20 protein-coding genes are annotated in these 18,047 nt (G+C 68.0%); 12 read left to right on the top strand and 8 right to left on the bottom strand.

What is annotated here, in order from left to right:
* Nucleotides 1-23: 23 nt before the first annotated feature.
* Together AC1MB9_RS13595 and AC1MB9_RS13590 are read left to right on the top strand one after the other, a co-directional pair.
* Entirely contained in the window at nt 24-797 is a 774-nt protein-coding gene (locus AC1MB9_RS13595) for an SDR family oxidoreductase (protein ID WP_479962473.1), read from the top strand.
* Nucleotides 798-826: 29 nt separating this feature from the next.
* Nucleotides 827-1,861, top strand: coding sequence for an L-idonate 5-dehydrogenase (locus tag AC1MB9_RS13590; protein ID WP_479962472.1), 1,035 nt, complete (start codon nt 827-829; stop codon nt 1,859-1,861).
* Between the two features lie 100 nt (nt 1,862-1,961).
* On the opposite strand, the gene AC1MB9_RS13585 is transcribed toward AC1MB9_RS13590, so the two are convergent.
* On the bottom strand, nt 1,962-4,655 hold the full coding sequence (locus tag AC1MB9_RS13585) for a cation-translocating P-type ATPase (RefSeq protein WP_479962471.1): 2,694 nt from the start codon (nt 4,653-4,655) through the stop codon (nt 1,962-1,964).
* Nucleotides 4,656-4,842: 187 nt separating this feature from the next.
* On the opposite strand from AC1MB9_RS13585, the gene AC1MB9_RS13580 reads away from it, so the two are divergent.
* Nucleotides 4,843-5,004 carry a hypothetical protein gene (locus AC1MB9_RS13580; RefSeq protein WP_479962470.1) on the top strand — a complete coding sequence of 54 codons (162 nt, stop codon included), beginning with the start codon at nt 4,843-4,845 and terminating at the stop codon, nt 5,002-5,004.
* A gap of 156 nt (nt 5,005-5,160) precedes the next feature.
* Complete coding sequence (locus AC1MB9_RS13575; RefSeq protein ID WP_479962469.1) at nt 5,161-6,075, top strand: PfkB family carbohydrate kinase; 915 nt, start codon at nt 5,161-5,163, stop codon at nt 6,073-6,075.
* Nucleotides 6,076-6,128: 53 nt separating this feature from the next.
* On the opposite strand, the gene AC1MB9_RS13570 is transcribed toward AC1MB9_RS13575, so the two are convergent.
* From AC1MB9_RS13570 to AC1MB9_RS13560, 3 genes are read right to left on the bottom strand one after another with little or no spacing between them, the layout of a single operon-like run.
* Entirely contained in the window at nt 6,129-6,914 is a 786-nt protein-coding gene (locus tag AC1MB9_RS13570) for an SGNH/GDSL hydrolase family protein (protein WP_479962468.1), read from the bottom strand.
* Between the two features lie 31 nt (nt 6,915-6,945).
* Nucleotides 6,946-7,629, bottom strand: coding sequence for a HEAT repeat domain-containing protein (locus tag AC1MB9_RS13565; RefSeq protein WP_479962467.1), 684 nt, complete (start codon nt 7,627-7,629; stop codon nt 6,946-6,948).
* 60 nt (nt 7,630-7,689) lie between these two features.
* Nucleotides 7,690-8,190, bottom strand: coding sequence for a GNAT family N-acetyltransferase (locus AC1MB9_RS13560; protein ID WP_479962466.1), 501 nt, complete (start codon nt 8,188-8,190; stop codon nt 7,690-7,692).
* 69 nt (nt 8,191-8,259) lie between these two features.
* On the opposite strand from AC1MB9_RS13560, the gene AC1MB9_RS13555 reads away from it, so the two are divergent.
* The 4 genes from AC1MB9_RS13555 to AC1MB9_RS13540 all read left to right on the top strand — a co-directional run bounded on the left by AC1MB9_RS13555 (nt 8,260) and on the right by AC1MB9_RS13540 (nt 10,675).
* A complete protein-coding gene (locus AC1MB9_RS13555) occupies nt 8,260-8,706 on the top strand; it encodes an FAS1-like dehydratase domain-containing protein (protein ID WP_479962465.1) in 447 nt (148 codons plus the stop codon).
* Nucleotides 8,703-9,125, top strand: a complete 423-nt coding sequence (locus AC1MB9_RS13550; RefSeq protein ID WP_479962464.1) for a MaoC/PaaZ C-terminal domain-containing protein — start codon at nt 8,703-8,705, stop codon at nt 9,123-9,125. The genes AC1MB9_RS13555 and AC1MB9_RS13550 overlap by 4 nt, the downstream gene beginning before the upstream one ends.
* A gap of 43 nt (nt 9,126-9,168) precedes the next feature.
* Nucleotides 9,169-10,305, top strand: a complete 1,137-nt coding sequence (locus AC1MB9_RS13545; protein ID WP_479962463.1) for a UDP-N-acetylmuramate dehydrogenase — start codon at nt 9,169-9,171, stop codon at nt 10,303-10,305.
* Between the two features lie 166 nt (nt 10,306-10,471).
* On the top strand, nt 10,472-10,675 hold the full coding sequence (locus tag AC1MB9_RS13540) for a hypothetical protein (RefSeq protein WP_479962462.1): 204 nt from the start codon (nt 10,472-10,474) through the stop codon (nt 10,673-10,675).
* Between the two features lie 237 nt (nt 10,676-10,912).
* Here the strand turns inward: AC1MB9_RS13540 and AC1MB9_RS13535 are convergent, their stop codons facing one another.
* Nucleotides 10,913-11,251, bottom strand: a complete 339-nt coding sequence (locus AC1MB9_RS13535; protein ID WP_479962461.1) for a hypothetical protein — start codon at nt 11,249-11,251, stop codon at nt 10,913-10,915.
* 9 nt (nt 11,252-11,260) lie between these two features.
* Nucleotides 11,261-12,709, bottom strand: a complete 1,449-nt coding sequence (locus tag AC1MB9_RS13530; RefSeq protein ID WP_479962460.1) for a PspC domain-containing protein — start codon at nt 12,707-12,709, stop codon at nt 11,261-11,263.
* A gap of 127 nt (nt 12,710-12,836) precedes the next feature.
* On the opposite strand from AC1MB9_RS13530, the gene AC1MB9_RS13525 reads away from it, so the two are divergent.
* The 4 genes from AC1MB9_RS13525 to AC1MB9_RS13510 all read left to right on the top strand — a co-directional run bounded on the left by AC1MB9_RS13525 (nt 12,837) and on the right by AC1MB9_RS13510 (nt 16,289).
* Nucleotides 12,837-14,138: an ATP-binding protein gene (locus AC1MB9_RS13525; protein WP_479962459.1), complete on the top strand. Its 1,302-nt coding sequence runs from the start codon at nt 12,837-12,839 to the stop codon at nt 14,136-14,138.
* The gene (locus AC1MB9_RS13520) at nt 14,131-14,826 is read left to right on the top strand and encodes a LuxR C-terminal-related transcriptional regulator (RefSeq protein WP_479962458.1); all 696 of its coding nucleotides are present in this window, start codon (nt 14,131-14,133) and stop codon (nt 14,824-14,826) included. The genes AC1MB9_RS13525 and AC1MB9_RS13520 overlap by 8 nt, the downstream gene beginning before the upstream one ends.
* A gap of 155 nt (nt 14,827-14,981) precedes the next feature.
* On the top strand, nt 14,982-15,866 hold the full coding sequence (locus AC1MB9_RS13515; protein WP_479962457.1) for a DUF6597 domain-containing transcriptional factor: 885 nt from the start codon (nt 14,982-14,984) through the stop codon (nt 15,864-15,866).
* A 30-nt stretch (nt 15,867-15,896) separates the two neighbouring features.
* Nucleotides 15,897-16,289, top strand: a complete 393-nt coding sequence (locus AC1MB9_RS13510) for a DUF1761 domain-containing protein (protein WP_479962456.1) — start codon at nt 15,897-15,899, stop codon at nt 16,287-16,289.
* Between the two features lie 15 nt (nt 16,290-16,304).
* On the opposite strand, the gene AC1MB9_RS13505 is transcribed toward AC1MB9_RS13510, so the two are convergent.
* The gene (locus AC1MB9_RS13505) at nt 16,305-17,117 is read right to left on the bottom strand and encodes an ABC transporter permease (protein ID WP_479962455.1); all 813 of its coding nucleotides are present in this window, start codon (nt 17,115-17,117) and stop codon (nt 16,305-16,307) included.
* Nucleotides 17,114-18,046: an ABC transporter ATP-binding protein gene (locus tag AC1MB9_RS13500; RefSeq protein ID WP_479962454.1), complete on the bottom strand. Its 933-nt coding sequence runs from the start codon at nt 18,044-18,046 to the stop codon at nt 17,114-17,116. Before AC1MB9_RS13500 ends, AC1MB9_RS13505 begins: the two co-directional genes overlap by 4 nt.
* Between the last annotated feature and the right edge of the window lies 1 nt (nt 18,047).

Genomic DNA, 18,047 nt, shown 5'->3' with positions numbered 1-18,047 from the left:
GCACAAAATGAAAGGCCCGCTCTATGACGACAGCAAGCTTTGACCTCACCGGCGTGATCGCTCTCGTCACCGGTTCCAGTCGCGGTATCGGACTCGCCCTCGCTCAGGGACTAGCCGGCGCGGGAGCCACGATTGTGCTCAACGGCGTCAACGAGGCTCGCCTCGAGGCAACCCGGGCCGCGCTCTCCGACGAATTCGGCTCAGATCGGATCTTCGCCCGGGCCTTCGACGTGACCGATCAGGAAGCCGTTCGCGCCGGCATTCGTTCCGTTGAAGACGATGTCGGCCCGATCGGTGTGCTCGTGAACAACGCGGGGATTCAGCACCGGGAACCGCTGCTCGATGTCGCGCTTGAGGATTGGGACCGCGTGATTCGCACCGATCTGACGAGCGCGTTCCTCGTGGGACGTGAAGTCGCCCGGTCGATGATCGAGCGGGGTCGCGGAAAGATCATCAACATCTGCTCGGTGCAAACCGATCTTGCCCGTCCGACAATCGGTCCGTACACCGCGGCGAAGGGCGGGCTGCGAAATCTCACGCGGGCGATGACGGCCGAGTGGGCCGGGCAGGGCCTGCAGGTCAACGGCATCGCCCCTGGCTATATTCACACGGAGATGACGCAGAAGCTCGTCGATGACGACGCGTTCAACTCCTGGATCATCGGCCGCACTCCGGCCGCCCGCTGGGGAACCGCGGCGGACCTGATCGGTCCGGCCGTGTGGCTCGCGTCGGGCGCTTCTGACTTCGTGAACGGTCAGGTCATCTTCATCGACGGCGGAATGAGCGTCGTCGTTTGACCGAGCGACGCACCACAGAAGATGGATCCATGCCCGTTCCGTCGGCGTCATCGGCCGTGATCGTCTACGCCGCCAACGACCTGCGCGTCGAGGATGTGCCGGTGCCCGCAGCGCGGCCCGGCGACGCTGTCATCCGAGTTGCCTTTGGCGGAATCTGTGGTTCCGACCTGCACTACTGGAAGCATGGCGCCGCCGGCGAGTCGATTCTGCACGACCCGATGGTGCTCGGCCACGAAGTCGTGGGAACCGTGGTGAGCGCCGCCGCTGACGGTTCGGGCCCCGCCGCCGGCACTCCGGTAGCGGTTCATCCCGGAACACCCGGGGCGGGCCCGGCCCGCTATCCGGCCGACCGCCCGAATCTGTCCGGCGGCACGTACCTGGGATCCGCGGCGACGCGACCCCACACGGGCGGAGCCTTCTCGACCTACGCGACCCTTCCCAGCCGGATGCTGCGCGCCCTGCCCACTGACCTGAGCCTGCGCGAGGCCGCGCTGATCGAACCGGCGAGCGTCGCGTGGCATGCCGTGGACCGGGCCGGTGACGTCGCGGGAAAGCGCGTGCTGGTTGTGGGGTGCGGGCCCATCGGAGCCCTCATCGTTGCGGTGCTGAAGCGCTTCGGCGCCTCCGAGATCATCGCGGTCGACATGTTCGACCTTCCGCTCGAAACGGCTCGCGCGGTCGGCGCCACCGCCACGGTGCACGCCACCGACGCGGATGCGATTGCCGCCGTCGACGCCGATATCGCCATCGAATCGTCGGGAAACTACCGAGGACTGGCCTCCGCGATTCGGGGCACCACCCGCGGCGGGCGCGTCGTCATGGTCGGCCTGCTGCCCACGGGAGACCAGCCCGTTCCGATGTCGCTCGCGATTACCCGCGAGCTCGAACTCGTCGGTTGCTTTCGGTTCAACGACGAGATCGACGAGGTCATCACCGCACTCGCCGACGGTTCGCTCGAGGTCGGCCCGATTGTCACTCACGAGTACCCGGTCGCCGACGCGCTCGAAGCGTTTCGCGTCGCCTTGGATTCGGCCGACTCCGGAAAGGTGCTGCTCTCGTTCTAACCGGTGAGACGGGGCGCCTGCGGACTTTTTCGCAACACGCCGCATCTGCTTGCGGTCGGGGGAGCGTGTCGCGAATTCTTCCGAGTCGGCGTGCCTGTGTTCAGGTTTCATCCGATTCGGGGTGGCGGCGGTGCGCAAAACGGCGCACCGCCTTTTCCGCCTCCACGATGATCAGCACCGTCGACCCGATCCCGACGCATAGTAGCCATTCCCACGGAGTCAAGGGCGTGAGCCCGAGCAGGTCGGCCGAAACCGGCCAGGTCATCACGGCCCAGTGCGCCACGAGAGCGCCCAGGGACGTGTAGAGCAACGGCTTGTTGGCGAACAGGCCGAGTTGGAAGAGGGACTTGCGCTCGGCGCGGGCGCTGAACACCTGAAAGAAGCTGAGCATCACGAAGATGGTCAGCGCGACGGTGCGGGCGTGCACCTCCGAGTTGCCCGCGTGCAGCTCCACGATGAAGCCGAGCAGCACGGCCAGCGCCATCCACGCTCCCGTGATCCCCGCCCGGAACCAGAGCGTGCGGGAGAGCAGCCCCTCGGAGCGCGGCCGGGGCGGGCGGGTGAGCTCATCTCCTTCGGCGGGTTCGAATGCGAGGGCGATGTCCTGCACGCCGTTCGTGACCACGTTCATCCACAGCATCTGCACCGGTAGGAACAACAATGGAGTTCCGGCGAACACGCTCAGGGTGACCGCCACCAGCGCGGCGGCACCGGTGGAGAGCAGGAAGAAGGTCGTCTTTCGAATCGCTGTGAAGGTCACCCGGCCTTCTTCCACCGCATGCACGATGGTCACGAAGTTGTCGTCGGTCAGCACCAGGTCAGCGGCTTCGCGGGCGACGTCGGTCCCTGACCGGCCCATGGCCACGCCGATCGAGGCCGCCTTCAGTGCGGGCGCATCGTTGACGCCGTCGCCCGTGACGGCCACGACCTGGCCGGCGGCCTGCAAGATCTGCACGATCCGGAGCTTGTCTTCGGGAGACACCCGGGCGGCCACATTGGTTTCCGCGAGACGTGCGGTCAGCATGTGGTCGTTCAGATTGGCCATTTCGGCTCCGGTCAGCGCCTGCTTTCCACCGGTCAGGCCCAACCGCTCGGCGATCGCCATCGCCGTCACCGGGTGGTCACCGGTGATCATTTTGACCGAGATTCCCGCCTCCTGGCAGGTGCGGATGGCCGCGGCCACGCCGTCCCGCGGCGGATCGGTCATTCCCTCCATCCCCAGGAAGGTGAGCCCGGCCGGCGGCGGCAACGGCCGGGTCACCTTCTCTTCCGCTCCGAGCAGCCGGGACCCGGCGGCGATGACCCGCAGGCCCTCCCGTCCCAGCTCCTCATTGGCCGCGTGGATCCGGGCCTCGTCGAGGGGACCATCGTCGCCAGAACGTGCCACCCGGACGGAGGCGTGCAGCACGGCCTCCGGTGAGCCCTTGACGTAGAGGATCCGGCGCCCGTCCCGGTCGGCGTGGATCGTCTGGGAGTACCGCAGCTGGGGTTCATAGGGTTGGTGCGCCACGGCCGCGGAGACGCGCTCCTCGGCGGTGATCGACCCCCGCTCCACGGCGACCCTGGCCATGGCGGCATCGACGGCGTCACCCGAATACTCGTTGCCGTCCTCCTCGGCGGACACCGTCGCCTCGTTGGTCAGCGCGCCGGCCCGGAGGACCGCGCGCACCAGGGCCGGATCGTTCGTTCCGCCGTCATCGTGCTCGGAGATGATGTCGAGCACGCCGGCCGTGGTCCAGATCCGCTCGACGGTCAGCTGGTTCTCGGTCAGGGTGCCGGTTTTGTCGGAGCCGATCACATTGGTCGACCCGAGCGTTTCCACGGCAGGGAGGATGCGAATGATCGCGTTGCGTTTCGCCATGCGGGAGACGCCGACGCTGAGAGCCACCGTCAGAACGATGGGAAGGGATTCGGGGATGGTGGCGACGGCCAGGGCCACGGCCGTGCGGAACAGCGTTGATGCGTCGTGGCCGAGAACCAGGCCCGCGATGAAGATGAAGACCAGGGCGCCGAGTACGGCCGCTCCGATGCGCCGCTCCAGACTCCGGGTCAGCACCTGCAGCGGTGTCTGCGTGGAGGGAACCTGGATGAGGGTGTTGATTTCGCCGAGCGCGGTGGCGGCGCCCGTGGCGACGACGACGCCCCGGGCGCGCCCGCTCCCCACGAACGTGCCGCTGAACGCAACATTGGCTTTGTCTGCATCGCCGACAGCCTCGGGCAGCGGATCGATGTGCTTGGTTGCCGCGAAGGACTCGCCGGTGAGCATCGACTCGTCCACCTGGAGCGCATTGGTCTCGAAAAGGCGCAGGTCCGCGGGAACTCGTTCCCCGCTCTCCAGCAGCACGACGTCCCCCGGCACGAGGTCATGCCCGGGGAGCACCTGTTCCGCACCGTCGCGTACGGCCCGGCAATACGGGGCGGAGAACGACTGCAGGGCGCGGACATCCCGCTCTGCCTTGCTTTCCTGCACGAATCCCAGGGCGGCGTTGATGACGAGGATCAGCATGATGGCAATGGAGTCCACCCAGTGCGCCTGAACGAGAGTGACAACTGCGGCGACGAGCAGGATGGCGATCAGGGGGCTGACGAACTGGCGCAGCAGCACTCGCCACCAGGGCGTGACCGGGGTGACGGCAAAGGCATTCGGGCCGACGTCCGCCAACCGCCGGGCGGCCTCGTCGGTGCTGAGCCCGACGGGGGAGGACGACAGTGAGGCGAACGCCGCGTCAACGGTCAGGCTGTGCCAGGGCGGGGGCTTCGCCGACGTGCGGAGAGGTGCGCTGGAAGAGTCCACAGTCGTATTCTGGCGGGTTTCCCCTGCATTTTGGAACTCATACGTCGTCTGGGCACCGGCCGGCAGAAATGCGCGTCACGCCACCACGGCTTGTCCCAACACGATCGCGTGGATACCGCCCAGAGAGTGCGTGACGAGTTATGCTCATCCAGCGCGGAATCCACCGCCCCAACGAAAGGTCTGCCCCATGAATCTCCTGTTGATCATTGTCATCATCGTGGCCGTTGTTCTGCTCATCACGGGTGGACTGGTGCAGTCGCTGCAGTTCCTGCTCTACGTGGGCCTTTTCCTCGTGGCCATCGCGGTGATCGCCTTCCTGTTCCGGGCCATTTCAGGGCGTCGAGGCTAGCGCCGCAGGGAGCGCGGCGGCACGCAACCGCAGCCGCCGCGCGGGCCGGTCCATGCGAAGATGGTGCGACGTGGGGTCGTCTCCGCGTATATCTGCAAGCCGCCACGGTACATCGCACCGACGGATCCCCCTCTCGGTGCGGGAGAGAACAGACCCATGCCTGATCAGACCCCCACCTCATCGCCGGATGCCGCCGCTCGTGTGGTCGTTGTCGGCGACGCGCTCATCGACGAACTTCGCGATACCGCGGAAACCCGGCAGTTCCCCGGCGGTGCCGCGCTGAACGTGGCCGTCGGCCTCGCGGTGCTCGGAGTCCCGACCACGCTCATTGCGATGGTCGGTGATGACGAGGACGGGGCGGTGATCCGCTCCTTCCTCGCGGACCACAACGTGGAGCTTCTGGCGACGCCGGCGCCGCTCGGCTCCTCCCGCGCGATCTCGGATCGCGCAGACGGTGAGCCGCGCTACTTCTTCAACGATGCGGCGAAGCAGCGTCGGATCGAATTCGGTCACATGGAACGTGCAGCGCTCGCCGCGGCGGCGCTCGTCGTTGTCAGCTGCTTTCCGTTCGACGACACCGTGCAGACCGAAGCGTTTGCGGCCAGCGTGGCCGACCCGGAGCATCGACTCGTGATCGACCCGAACCCTCGCGCCGGCATGCTGCACGACGGCACCCGCTTCGTGCGCAACTTTGAGGCGCTGGCCGCCCGCAGTCTGCTCACCAAGGTGGGCGATGAAGACGCGGAGCTGCTGTACGACACGTCGCTCGCCGACCTGACCGTGCGCCTTCTGGACGGTGGCACCGGTACCGTCCTCGCGACGGCGGGGCGTAACGGCGCCTCCGTCACCCAGCGCGACGGCACGAGCGTGAGCGCGCCCATCGCCGACCTTCCGGGCGTCGTGATCGACACGATGGGGGCCGGTGACGCGACGCTCGCGGCATCCGTTGCCACCATTGTGACCCGCGGCATTCCCGAGGATGTCAGCGACTGGCAGGGTCTGCTGACCGACGCCATGCGCGTCGCAGCCGCCACCTGCCGGCACGAGGGTGCGCTGCTCCGACGCGCATAGCGGCTCCGCCGCGGGCGGAACCGGTCATATTCCCGTGGGGATGAGCGCGGGGTTCAGCGGTGGCCGTCGGGCCGTGGTGGATCGGTGACGAGCGGCACGGGGGTGAGGGCCGGGCGTTTGGCGCTGCGACCGTCTCCGGAGGAGCGCCCGGTCAGGCGGCGACCGATCCACGGCAGTACGTGCTCGCGGTAGTAGCCGGGTGTGCGCACGCGCGTCGCCGGCGTGGGCGCGGACGGGCCGGTCACGAAGTCTGGAACCGGCACCCCGAGCGCCGTGAGCACGTTGGACGCCACCCGCGCGTGCCCGAGCGCGTTGAGGTGCAGCCGGTCGGCGGACCAGTACCGCAGCAGCGCGAGCTCGGAATCGGCCCAGTTGTCCACGTAGGTCACGCCCGGGCGGGTGAACCGTTCCCGGGCCGCGTCGGCGAGCTTGTCGCCGCGTCGCCGCATGACGGAGCCGAGGGGAAGGTGCCTGCTGGGATTGCCGCCGCTGAGCATCACGACGTGTGCGCCGCGGTCCAGGGCCGCGTCGACGACCTGCTCAAGCAGGTCGACCACGACCGGAAGCTCGACCCGCGGACGCATCATGTCGTTTCCGCCCCCGCAGATGCTCAGCAGGTCGGGGCCGAGCGCGAGCGCCGGCTCCAGCTGGCCGTCGACGATGGGTCGCAACAGCTTGCCGCGAATGGCGAGATTCGCGTAGGTGACTGGAGCGTCGGATGCCGCGGCGAGTCCGAGCGCGACCAGGTCCGCCCAGCCGCGCAGTTCTCCGGACGGGAGGTCGTCGCCGACACCCTCCGTGAAACTGTCGCCCATGGCGACGTAGCGAGTGAAGGGCACGCGCGCAGCACCGTCGCCCTGCGGTGCTGCGTTACGGGGCGTCGGGTGCCGCAGCGTCGTCAACGGGCAGATCGGCGGTGTCGACGGCCGCAGCCTCGACGTTCTCTGATGGGACGCTCTTCGCCTGGGCGGCGGCCTCTGCGGCCGGCGTGTGCGAATCCGGCGCGGTCGGCAGGCCGAGGCGAGCGGTCAGTGCGTCGCGAGACTGCTGGGCCGCACGGCGCACCTCCTTGTCGGGGTCGCGCAGGCGCGCCACGATCCACGAGTGGTGCTCGACGGTGCCCAGCGCGGCGAGGGCCTGCACGGCGGCGGCGCGCACGCGCGGGGTCTCGTCGGTCGTGAGGCGAGTGAGGCGCTTGAGGGCGTGCAGCTTGCGATGCAGAATCACCTTCGCGCACATTTCGCGCACACGCCACGACTGGTTGTCGAGCCCGCCTATGACGGTCTCGTTGGCCGTTTCGCTCCAGACGTGCATGAGCGCGCGCGCGCCCCACAGCTCCGGCCAGTACAGCGAGGGAGCGCCGTCCAGGATGCCCTGAGCGTGCTCTCCGCCCACGTACAACAAGAAGTCTTCACCGGCGTTGTCGCCCTTGAGCAGTGCGATGGAGCGGTCAATGACCGCGGGCTCTCCGTACCGCTTGACGGCCGCAGCAATGCGGTCGGCAATGGGGAGATCGACGGGAACGACGGGTTCTGAAGAGGAATTGTTGCGCATTTGTATTAACGGTACCAACTGCGCGTGCCAACACACGAATATTGGCCGGATTGAGAGGGTTTAGGCGGGAACGGATGCCGCGGCATCCGTCAGAACCGTCGCTTCGGTCTGCACGAGCGTGCGTTCGAACCCCGAAGCGCCCTCAAAAATGCCGTAGTTCCCGATGTCCCGGTAGCCGAGGCTGCGGTACAGGGCGAGCGCCTCCGGCTGGAGGTAGCCCGTCTCCAGGCGCACGCGGGCAAAGCCGAGGCGAGCGGCGAGGGCTTCCAGCTCGCGGAGGATGCTGCGCGCGTGACCCTGGCGCCGGTAGTCGGGGTTGGTCCACATGCGCTTGATCTCCGCGGTGTCGCCGCCGAAACGACGGATGCCGCCGCCGGCAACGGTGTGTTCGCCGTCGAGCAGCACCAGGAAGCCGCCCTCGGGGGCGTCGAACTCCTCCTCGGGAACGTCGTCGGCGGAGTCGCCGGCGCCCGCGCCGTAGCGCGCGTTGTATTCGAGGCGGAGACCCGCCAAGAGGGGGGCTACTTCGGGGGAGGAGAGGCGAACCAAGCTAAATTGCACGTAGACCATTGTGCATGATCCGCCCGGGAATCAGCTGGTCGTGGCCCGGGCGCACCTAAACTCGTAGTCGTGTCAGTAAACCCAGACCTGCAGGGGCGTGTCTTTCCGCCCGCCGCGCCGTACCTCGTTGGCCGTGAAAAGGTGCGCGAGTTCTCCCGCGCCGTGTTCGCGGCCCACCCTGTCAACCACGATCCGGTGGCGGCCCGAGCGGCCGGTCACGCCGACGTCGTGGCTCCGCCCACATTCGCCGTGGTCGTGCAGGAGGCCACTCTTGCCCAGCTGCTCGCCGAACCGGACGCGGGCATCGACTTCACGCGCGTCGTGCACGGAGACCAGCGATTCAGCTACACGAGACCGATCGTGGCCGGCGACGAACTCACCGCCACTCTCACGGTCACGAGCATCAAGTCGCTCGGCGGTCACGCCATGGTGACGGCCGTGTCCACCATCGTCGATGCGGCGGGCGACCATGTGGTCACCGCAACGTCGACCCTCGTCGTCAGGGGAGACGAATGACCCCCGATTTCAGTTCACTCAGCGTCGGCGACGTGGTGGCCACCGCGGGTTTCTCGCTGACGCGCGATGCCCTCGTGCACTATGCCGGTGCATCCGGTGACTTCAACCCCATTCACTACCGCGACGACGTGGCCGTTTCCGTGGGACTGTCCGGCGTTCTCGCGCACGGGATGCTCACGATGGGCCTCGCCGTGCAGCCCGTCGTTGACTGGGCCGGCGATCCGGCACGCGTCGTCGACTACCAGGTGCGCTTCACCCGCCCCGTCTTCGTCGACCCGGTGACGGGCGCCGAGGTGAACGTGACGGCCAAGGTCGGTGCGCTCGACGCGGATGCCCGGATTGCCCGCATCGATCTCACGGTGACGTTCAACGACCAGACCGTGCTCGGCAAGGCCCAGGCTCGCGTCAGCCTCGCCTAGCGCGCACCCGCCCGCACCTGTTTCTCAACGTCTGGAATATTCGATGATCGAGCCCATTGCCTTCTCCGAGCTCACCACCCTGCGCGTGGGCGGTCCGCCGAGCGCCATGGTGGCACCCGCGACCGAGCAGGCGCTCATCGACGAGGCGCTCGTCGTGTGGGGAATGGACGAGGAGTGGATGCTGCTCGGCGGCGGCTCGAACACCGTGATGAACGATGCCGGCTTCGACGGGATCGTCATTCGCGTGCTCACCCGCGGGATCGAGGTTCTCCCGGATGCCGACGACGGCCTCGTGCGGTTGCGCGTTCAGGCCGGTGAGCCGTGGGACGACCTCGTAGCCCACACGGTGGCGCACGGCTGGGCGGGCATCGAGGCGCTCTCCGGAATTCCCGGCTCAACCGGCGCTGCCCCCGTGCAGAACATCGGCGCGTACGGGCAGGAACTCTCGGACAGCCTGCTGGCCGTGGACTTTCTCGACTATGAAACGGGAGAAGTGCGCCGCATGGACGCCGCGGAGCTGCACCTCGGCTACCGCACCTCCGTGCTCAAACAGGGACTGCGCGGAATCGTGGTGGCGATCGAGCTGGGCCTGCGGGACACCCGCGCCGAGGCATCCGTTCTCGGATCGGCGCTCAGTCAGCCGGTGGCGTACGCGCAGCTGGCCACGGCCCTGGGTGCCCAGCTGGGGGACCGGCTCCCGTTGGCGAGCGTGCGGGACACGGTGCTCGGCCTGCGGGCAGCCAAGGGTATGGTGCTGGATCCCGACGACCCGGACACCGCCAGTGCCGGGTCCTTCTTCACGAATCCGATCGTGACCGAGCAGTTCGCGCGCACACTGCCGGCGATGGCTCCCCGCTGGGTGCTTGAGCCGGAACTGCCCGACCGCGTGATTCCGCTCGACGAGTACGCCGGTGTCGGGCCGATGCCGGGGGCCGACGACGTGCGTCCGGTCAAACTCAGTGCCGCATGGCTGATCGAGCATTCCGGGGTGCGCAAGGGCTTCCAACTCCCGGGTTCGCGGGCGGCCGTGTCGAGCAAGCACACGCTCGCGCTCACCAACACCGGCGGGGCATCCGCGTCGGACATCGCCGAGCTGGCGCGCTACGTGCTCGGCCGGGTGCAGGCCGAATTCGGCGTGAACCTGCAGCCGGAACCTGTTCTGGTGGGGCTCGAACTGTAGCTTCGCTCCTCGCCCTTCCGCTCATTCAATCGGGTGGGGGCTTGCCCCGTTGCGCTCTCGCGGCACTCATTAGTCAGGCGCGCACTCGTTTGGAGTAGTGCCCGCCTGCAGAACAAGTGCCGCGGCTTGAGCGGAGACGAGCGCGATCCCGGCGAGGAAACGGCACATGCACCTCGAGTGGCGGGGCCTCCGGGTGAGCGAGAGCCAGCCGATCGGCCAGCTTCTGGCGTTCCCGGGCGGTTTCGGCTTCGGTGGCCATGGTGCCGCCCTCGATCAGACGACGAGTATCCGCCTTCGCGCCGCCCCCACCTCCGCAGTCTTATGCCTGCACCCGGTTGTCGAGCCCGTCGAGACACGAGCGCTGCCGTAGCCCTTTTTCCGGGCGAGGCGGGCGATGGCCCGGTGGGTGTTGTCCGCCTGATCGTCGGAGAGCTGCGCGAATGACGCCGCGGCTATGTTCGATCGGGCCAGCGACCACTGACATTGGGCCGGGGTCGATCGGCTCTGAGTGGAAATCGATTCACGCGCTCGCCGTGGCACGTGACGGACGTGCGCGCGCGGCTGTCGACGCCCGCTCCAGTGGCGCCAAGATGATGGGCGGGTGCCGCTACCCGGCGCGACGCGCGGCCGCTGCGACACCGGCCACGATGAGGCCTAGACCGATGGCGATCACGCCGCCGAGTAGCCACAGCGTGGGATCAAGCGGCGTGGGAATCAGATTCGCGACTGCCACGTAGGCGGCCACGGCCAGCAGCAGGATGCCCCAGAAGATGGTGCCGAACCGTGGTCGAAGCCGTGGAGCCGGCGCCGTGGGTACACCGACCGGATCGCTCGTGACGTTCTCGTACGGTGTCGTCGGCGAGGCCTCCTCGGCGGGGTGGGCCTCCGTGGGCGTGTCGTCTCGTGGTGAGGCGGGGATCTGGGGCTCGGGTGTGGGGGAAGTCATGACGGTGTCCTAAGAGGTCGGGGTGTCGGTGACGACGCCGGCAAGGGTCCAGATGCGCACGAGCGGGCCGCGCCCGTCGCTGCCCTGGTTGAAGGCGTGTGTGTCGCGGATGAACACGCCGTCGCGCGCTCCGTTCTCGTTCGACGCATCGCCACTGGAGAAATCGACGCCGCCCGCGAGGGCGTTCGTTTCGACGCGCACCGGGGCGTCCTCCGGCAGGATCAGCTCGGTCACACCCGCCCCGATCCACAGGTCGATCGTGCGATTGTCAGCCGGTCCCGGGTCGTCGAGAACGCTCAGGTCGAGGGTCGCCGTGCCCGCGATCATCACGTAACTGGGGGTGGATGTCCCGGCCGTCGACGAATTCACCTGCCAGATGTTCGTGCCGAAGGCAGAAAACTGAGCACCCTGCGCAAAAATCGCGAGAGCGACGAGTTTCACGATCACGAGAACGGCGAAGAAGCCCATCGCGCCGTCGGTACGGCCGCGAATCCCGGCGATCACGATGCCGATCGCGAGAACACCGAGGGCGCAGGCGAGCCCGAGCACGATGGCGGGCGTTGTGAGGCTGCCCTCTCCGCGCACCATCGAGACGGCTGCTCCCGCGGCCAGGGCCAGGCCCAGCACGATGGACGTGTAGCCGGCACCGGGGCGACGGGCACGCCAGGCTGCTCGTCGCGCGGCCTGGCGCGCGCGGCTCTCCGCCTGCCAGGCACGGCTGCGCTCCGCAGTCGTCGGCGGCGGTACGGTCCCGGTCCCGGGCGTGCGGGAACCCGCGTCGCGGGTGCCGGTGCCGGCACGGGCGGTGTCACCGGCACGGCCGGTGTATTCGGGGCCGAACGCGCCGGTTGCCCCGCTGCCCGACCAAAACTTCGCGCCGTCGCCGGCAGGGTACCCCGCGTCGGTACCGGTGGAATTGCCTGGATTGGATCCGGGTCCGTAGCCGGGGTTGCCCGTCGCGCCGCCGGTGCCGGCCCCGCGACCGCGCCGCACGAGGTAGACCACGAGCCAGACGATGCCGCCAAGGACGAGCAGGCTCCAGCCGACTCCGAGTAGCCCGGAGAGCCAGTCCGGCATGCCCCAGACCGTGGGCGGGCCTTCCCACCAGAAGCCGCGAGAAACGGGAGCCAGGCTGAAGAGGAGGAGCAGCCCGATGGCGATCATGACCGGTTGAAACCGCCCGCGGATGGCGTCTTCCGCATAGATGCGCCCGAGCGCGGTGGGCAGCAGCGCCCAGCCGACGGCATAGGCCAGAACGGCCGGACCGCCGAGAATGGCGATCACAACCACCACGCCGCGAACGATCATGGGGTCAAGCCCGATGCGCGTGGCGATGCCGCCGCACACGCCGGCGACCCAGCGGTCATCGTCGCGCGTGATGCCCGTGGAACGGATCCAATTGAAGAAACGGTCGACGGGGGACGGGGGTGGCGGTGAGACGGGAGGGATGTCGGTCATGATGCGAGTCTGGCAGCGGGTCGCGGGGCCGGGCATCGGGCATCACCCTGACTGGACCCTGAGATCTGTCCCGGAGACCCACGTCCGTTCGCCGGCGTGATTTGATTCATACGTGAAGACCGAACGCATGACGCGACCCCGGCTGCGGCTGATCGCGGGCGTGTGCGCGGGGTTCGCCGAGCACACCGGGTTGTCCGTGAGCGCCGTACGCACCGCCACCGTACTTCTGTCGCTGTGCGGCGGGGCTGGCATTCTGCTCTACGCCTGGCTGTGGGCGACCATCCCGAACACTCCGAACGCCCAAAACGCCCGGGGTGATGCCCTCCCGAAGGCGAGTCTTGCGCGGCCCAACCCGGCGACGGTGGCGGCGGATGCGGCGGCGCACGATCCCCGCTCCGCGCCGATCACCGAGATTCTGCTTGGCCTGGCGTTGCTCGGGGCGGGGCTCGCCCTCGTGGCCAGCCGGCTCGGCGCGGACATCCCGCTTGCCGTCGTCGTGCCCGCCATCGTCGTGCTGGCCGGGACGGCACTGGCCTGGCGCCAGTTCGCTGACATTCGCAGCGGCGCGAAGCAGCAGTCTTCCGCGCTGCTCGTGCGCACCCTCGGCGCCCTCGTGCTCGTGGCCGTTGGTATTCTGTTGTTCTTCGTCACGGGGGAGACCCCGAATGTGTGGACGGTGATCCTGGCCGCTGTCGCCGTGCTCATCGGCGTGGCCGTGGTGGTGTCCCCGTGGTTGGTTCGCCTGTCGGGCGACCTCGCCGACGAGCGGGCGGCGCGGGCACGGGAGGCCGAGCGTGCCGAGATCGCCGCCCACCTGCACGATTCTGTCCTACAGACGCTCGCCCTGATCCAACAGAAGGCTGGCCCCTCCAGCGACGCCGCCCGCCTGGCCCGCGCACAGGAACGTGAGTTGCGGGATTGGCTGTTCACCGGCACTAACGGGGCCACCGTCGACCTGGCCACCGAACTCCGCCGGATCGCCGGAGTGATCGAGGCAGACTTTCCGGTGCACTTCGATGTGGTCACCACCGGAGCCGTGCTCGACTCTGCGCCGGACGCCCTCGTGGCCGCGGCTCGCGAGGCCATGCTCAACTCCGCCCGGCACGCCGGTGGCACCGTGTCGGTCTACCTCGAAAACGGTGCCGGTGGCACGGAGCTCAGCGTGACCGATCGCGGGCCCGGATTCACCCTCGACCTCGTACCGGAAGACCGCCTCGGCGTACGTGAGTCCATCCAGGGACGGATGCGTCGAATCGGCGGCACGGCCCTCATCCGTTCGGGTCCCGGCGCAACCGGGACCGAAATCGTGTTGGGGCTGCCGAAAGCCGGCGCCTCCACCGCACATCAGAACCCGGCGGGTGAGAATCCGACCGGCCACACCCCGCCCGGCCACAACACGACGGGCCAGAGAGCAGGCAGCCATGACTGACCGTGATCCCGCGTCGCCGACGCCGCCCGACTCATCCGCGGCCCTGCCCGTGGTGATAGTGGACGACCACTCCATTTTTCGATCGGGGCTGCGTACCGAACTCGACGCGGGCATTCGCGTGTTGGGAGAAGCGGCGACCGTCGACGAGGCCATCGCCCTGATCACCGAGCTGCAGCCGCGAGTCGTGCTCCTCGACGTGCACCTGCCCGGCGGGCGTGGTGGAGGAGGGGCCGAGGTCATTCGCGATGCGGCGCCGGCGTCACCGCAGACGCTCTTTCTTGCCTTGAGCGTGTCCGATGCGGCCGACGACGTGGTGCGCGTTATTCGCGCCGGCGCCCGCGGCTACATCACCAAGAGCGCCTCCGGTGCGGAGGTGTCGGAAGCCGCGCGTCGGGTGTCCGGCGGCGATGCCGTGTTTTCGCCCCGGCTGGCCGGATTCGTTCTCGACGCATTCGGCGCTGTCGCGGGAGAAACCGCCGAGGCCGACGAAGAACTGGACCGGCTCTCTGCCCGGGAGACGGAGGTGATGCGCCTGATTGCGCGCGGTTACAGCTACAAGGAAGCGGCCGGCAGCCTGTTCATCTCGCCGCGCACCGTGGAGACACATGTGTCTGCGGTGCTGCGCAAGTTGCAGCTCTCCTCGCGGCACGAGCTCACCGCCTGGGCGTTGGAACGCAAGCTTCTCTGAGCGGCCGCGCCGCCACAAGCTGACATCGACGAGACACCCTTCACCGCGCGAAAATCTCATGGGACCCGCACGCTTGCTGTGGCGCGCGGAAGACGCGGGAGACTGTCGCCAGCGAACCGCTGGCGCGGGTTGGCCGCCGGGCCTACGGTGGCTGCATGGTCTATCTTGAGCGGCCCGTCCCCGCGTCCCTCGCTCCCTTCGTGACGCGTGTTTGGTACCTGGAGGCGGAAGCCGCCGCCCGATTTGAGCGGATATTCCCGCAGCCTGCCGTGCACTTCATCCTCAACCTGTCGGGTCCCTATCTCCTTTTCGACCAGGGCACCGGGAAGGTGCGCCCGTTCTCGGCCGGCTTCGTTTCCGGAATGCAGCGCGGGTACCTGACGATCCAGAGCCCGCCGGTGATCCGGCACGTCGGTGTGGAGCTGGCCCCGTTCGGCATTGCCCGCTTCAGCACGATTCGAGCCGACCACCTCGCCGGCACTGTCACGGACAGTCAGGGACTGATCGGCGACACGACGGCGCTGCGGGATACCGCGCGAGAGACCCTCGGCGCGCATCTGGGGGAACCTGGGCAGCAGGCGGCACTCGACTTGGTGCTGGCACACCTGCGGGCCTGCGTCCGGCCGGGCCAGACGCCGCCAGCCGCCATCCTCCGCGCCTGGGAGAGGGTCGGGGTCGATCCCGACGCATCCATCGCATCCATCGCGGCCGCCGTCGGGCTCAGCCACCGCGCGCTCATCGACGGCTTCCGAACCTGGGTTGGGATGCCTCCCAAGGTCTACGCGGACATCGTGCGATTTCGTCAATTCGTTGGGGCGCTGCCGCTCGGCGGGCCGGTGCCGCCGTGGTCGGAGTTCGTCGGGGCATCCGGCTACTACGACCAACCGCATTTCATTCGGGTGTTTCGGGCCTTCACGGGGTTCTCCCCGTCGCGGTACCTCGAGATCGTGACCCGCTACGGAGCCGAATACGCCGCTTTCGTGCCGCTGGATGCCCCCGGTGACCAGACGGAAATTTATACAAGCCAGGCCGCCGATTGATCGTTACCGTGTTGTGCAAAAGGAGGAATCATGGATGCACCATTGAACTGGCTGGCGATACTCTTGGCCGCAGTCTCCACTTTCGTGATCGGCGGATTGTGGTACTCGCTGCTCTTTGTCCGGTCCTGGCAGCGCGAGGTCGGCCTGAGCGACGAGGAGTTGAAGACCGGATCGGTTCGAATCTTCGTCGGCTCGTTCCTGCTGGCTCTGGTGATGGCCGCCAGCCTCGCGGCGTTCATCGGCTCCGGTGGCTTCGTCTTCGGCGTCTTCGCGGGCGCGGCGGCGGGACTGACCTTCGTCGCCGCGGCGGTCGGGGTGACGTACCTGTTCGAGCGGCGGAGCCTGCGGCTGTTCGCCATCAACGCGTCGTACAGCGTGGTGTCGTTTACGGTAATGGGCGCCATCATCGGGGCACTTCAGTAGCCGCTGCGCTTCCGGCTACGAGTCCTTGCGGATCCAACGGAACGTGATCCGGCTGAGCACGAGGCCCACGACGAGCCACAGGCCGAGGGCGAGGGCGACGCCCACAATGTTCCAGGTTCCGGTCTGCTCGGCGGCCGCAAAAGTGTCGGGCAGGAAGACCGAACGCATGCCCTGCGCCATCCATTTGAGCGGAAATACGCTCGCCAGGTTTTGCATCCACTCCGGCAGGTTGGTGAACTGCAGGTAGACGCCCGAAATGAATTGCAGCACCAGCACAATCGGGATGACCACTGCCGTGGCGCTTCGCCCGGTACGGGGTATGGCCGACAGCGCGATGCCGAGAAACGCCGAGGTGATCACGCCGAGGATGAACACCCACGCGAAGGTGAGCCATTTCTCCGGGTCGCTGGGCAGTGAGATGCCAAGCAGGAATCGCGCCACGAGCAGCAGCAGTCCCGCCTGCAGGATCGCGGTCACGAAAACCTGACCGATCTTTCCGATGAAATAGCTCAGGGGCGACAGCGGTGTTCCGCCGAGCCGCTTGAGTGTTCCGTCACCCTTCTCACCGGCAATGTCCACGGCGAGATTCTGCACGCCGGAGAGCAGCATTCCCGCCGCGAGCATGCCGGGCAGGTAATACGCGCCAACACTGACCCCGCCGGTTCCGTCGGCGGCCGTCCCGAAGTTGCCTGCGGAGCTGAACGCGGCGGTGAAAATGCCGAGCATGATGAAGGGGAAGAGGAACGTGAAGAACAGGGTGTCGGGGGAACGGAAGTACAGCCGCGTCTCGTAGCCGACCCGCGACAGGCCCAGGGCGAGGATGCTCATGCCGTGCCTTTCGTCGAAGTCGGCGAAGCAGCGGGGGCCTCGTCGCCTCGTGTCGCGGCCGCGCCGGTCTGGGCGTCGTGACCGCGCACGAGCGCGAGGTAGACGTCCTCCAGGCTCGGGCGAATGATCTCGAGTTCCCGGGGCTCCGCACCGTTCAGGTTCGCCACCAGACCGGCGACCACGCGCGCGGGCTCCGCGGTACGTTCCTCCCGCACCGTCCCGGAGGCGTCACGCCAGCGCACGAGGGGGATCCGCGCCTCGGCGCCGCCGACTTCGTCGATGGTGCCGATATCGATCAGCTCGCCGCCGGCAATGATTCCGGCCCGATCACCGAGCTGCGCGGCTTCGTCCAGGTAGTGCGTGGTGAGCAGGATCGTGGTGCCGTCGGCCTTGAGCCCCCGAATCAGGTCCCAGAACTGGTGCCTGGCTTCGGGATCGAAGCCAGTGGTCGGTTCGTCAAGAAAAAGAAGTTCGGGGCGTCCGATGATTCCGAGGGCCACATCCACTCGCCGGCGTTGGCCGCCGGAGAGTTTGCTGATGCGTGTCCCGGCCTTGTCGAGCAGGCCGGCGGCGTCAATCACCTCGTCGACGTCCCGAGGGTTCGGGTAGAATCCGGCGAAGTGTCGCAGCTGCTCGGTGACCGTGACGTTGCCCAATTCCCCGCTCGTCTGCAACACGATGCCGAGCCTGGCCTTCCACTCGAGGCCGCCGCGGTGCGGATCAACCCCGAGCACGCTCACCTCGCCGCTGCTGCGGTCCCGATAGCCCTCGAGAATCTCGATCGTGGTGCTCTTGCCGGCACCGTTGGGACCGAGCAGGGCGAAGGTCTCTCCGGCGGCGATGTCGAAGCTGACACCGTCGACGGCCGAAAGCGTTCCATACGACTTGCGCAGGTCCCGAACCCGAACCACCGGAGACCTGGATTCCATG

The organism is Cryobacterium sp. AP27 (genome assembly GCF_056680495.1).
This window is presented reverse-complemented; position numbering and strand designations above follow the sequence as displayed.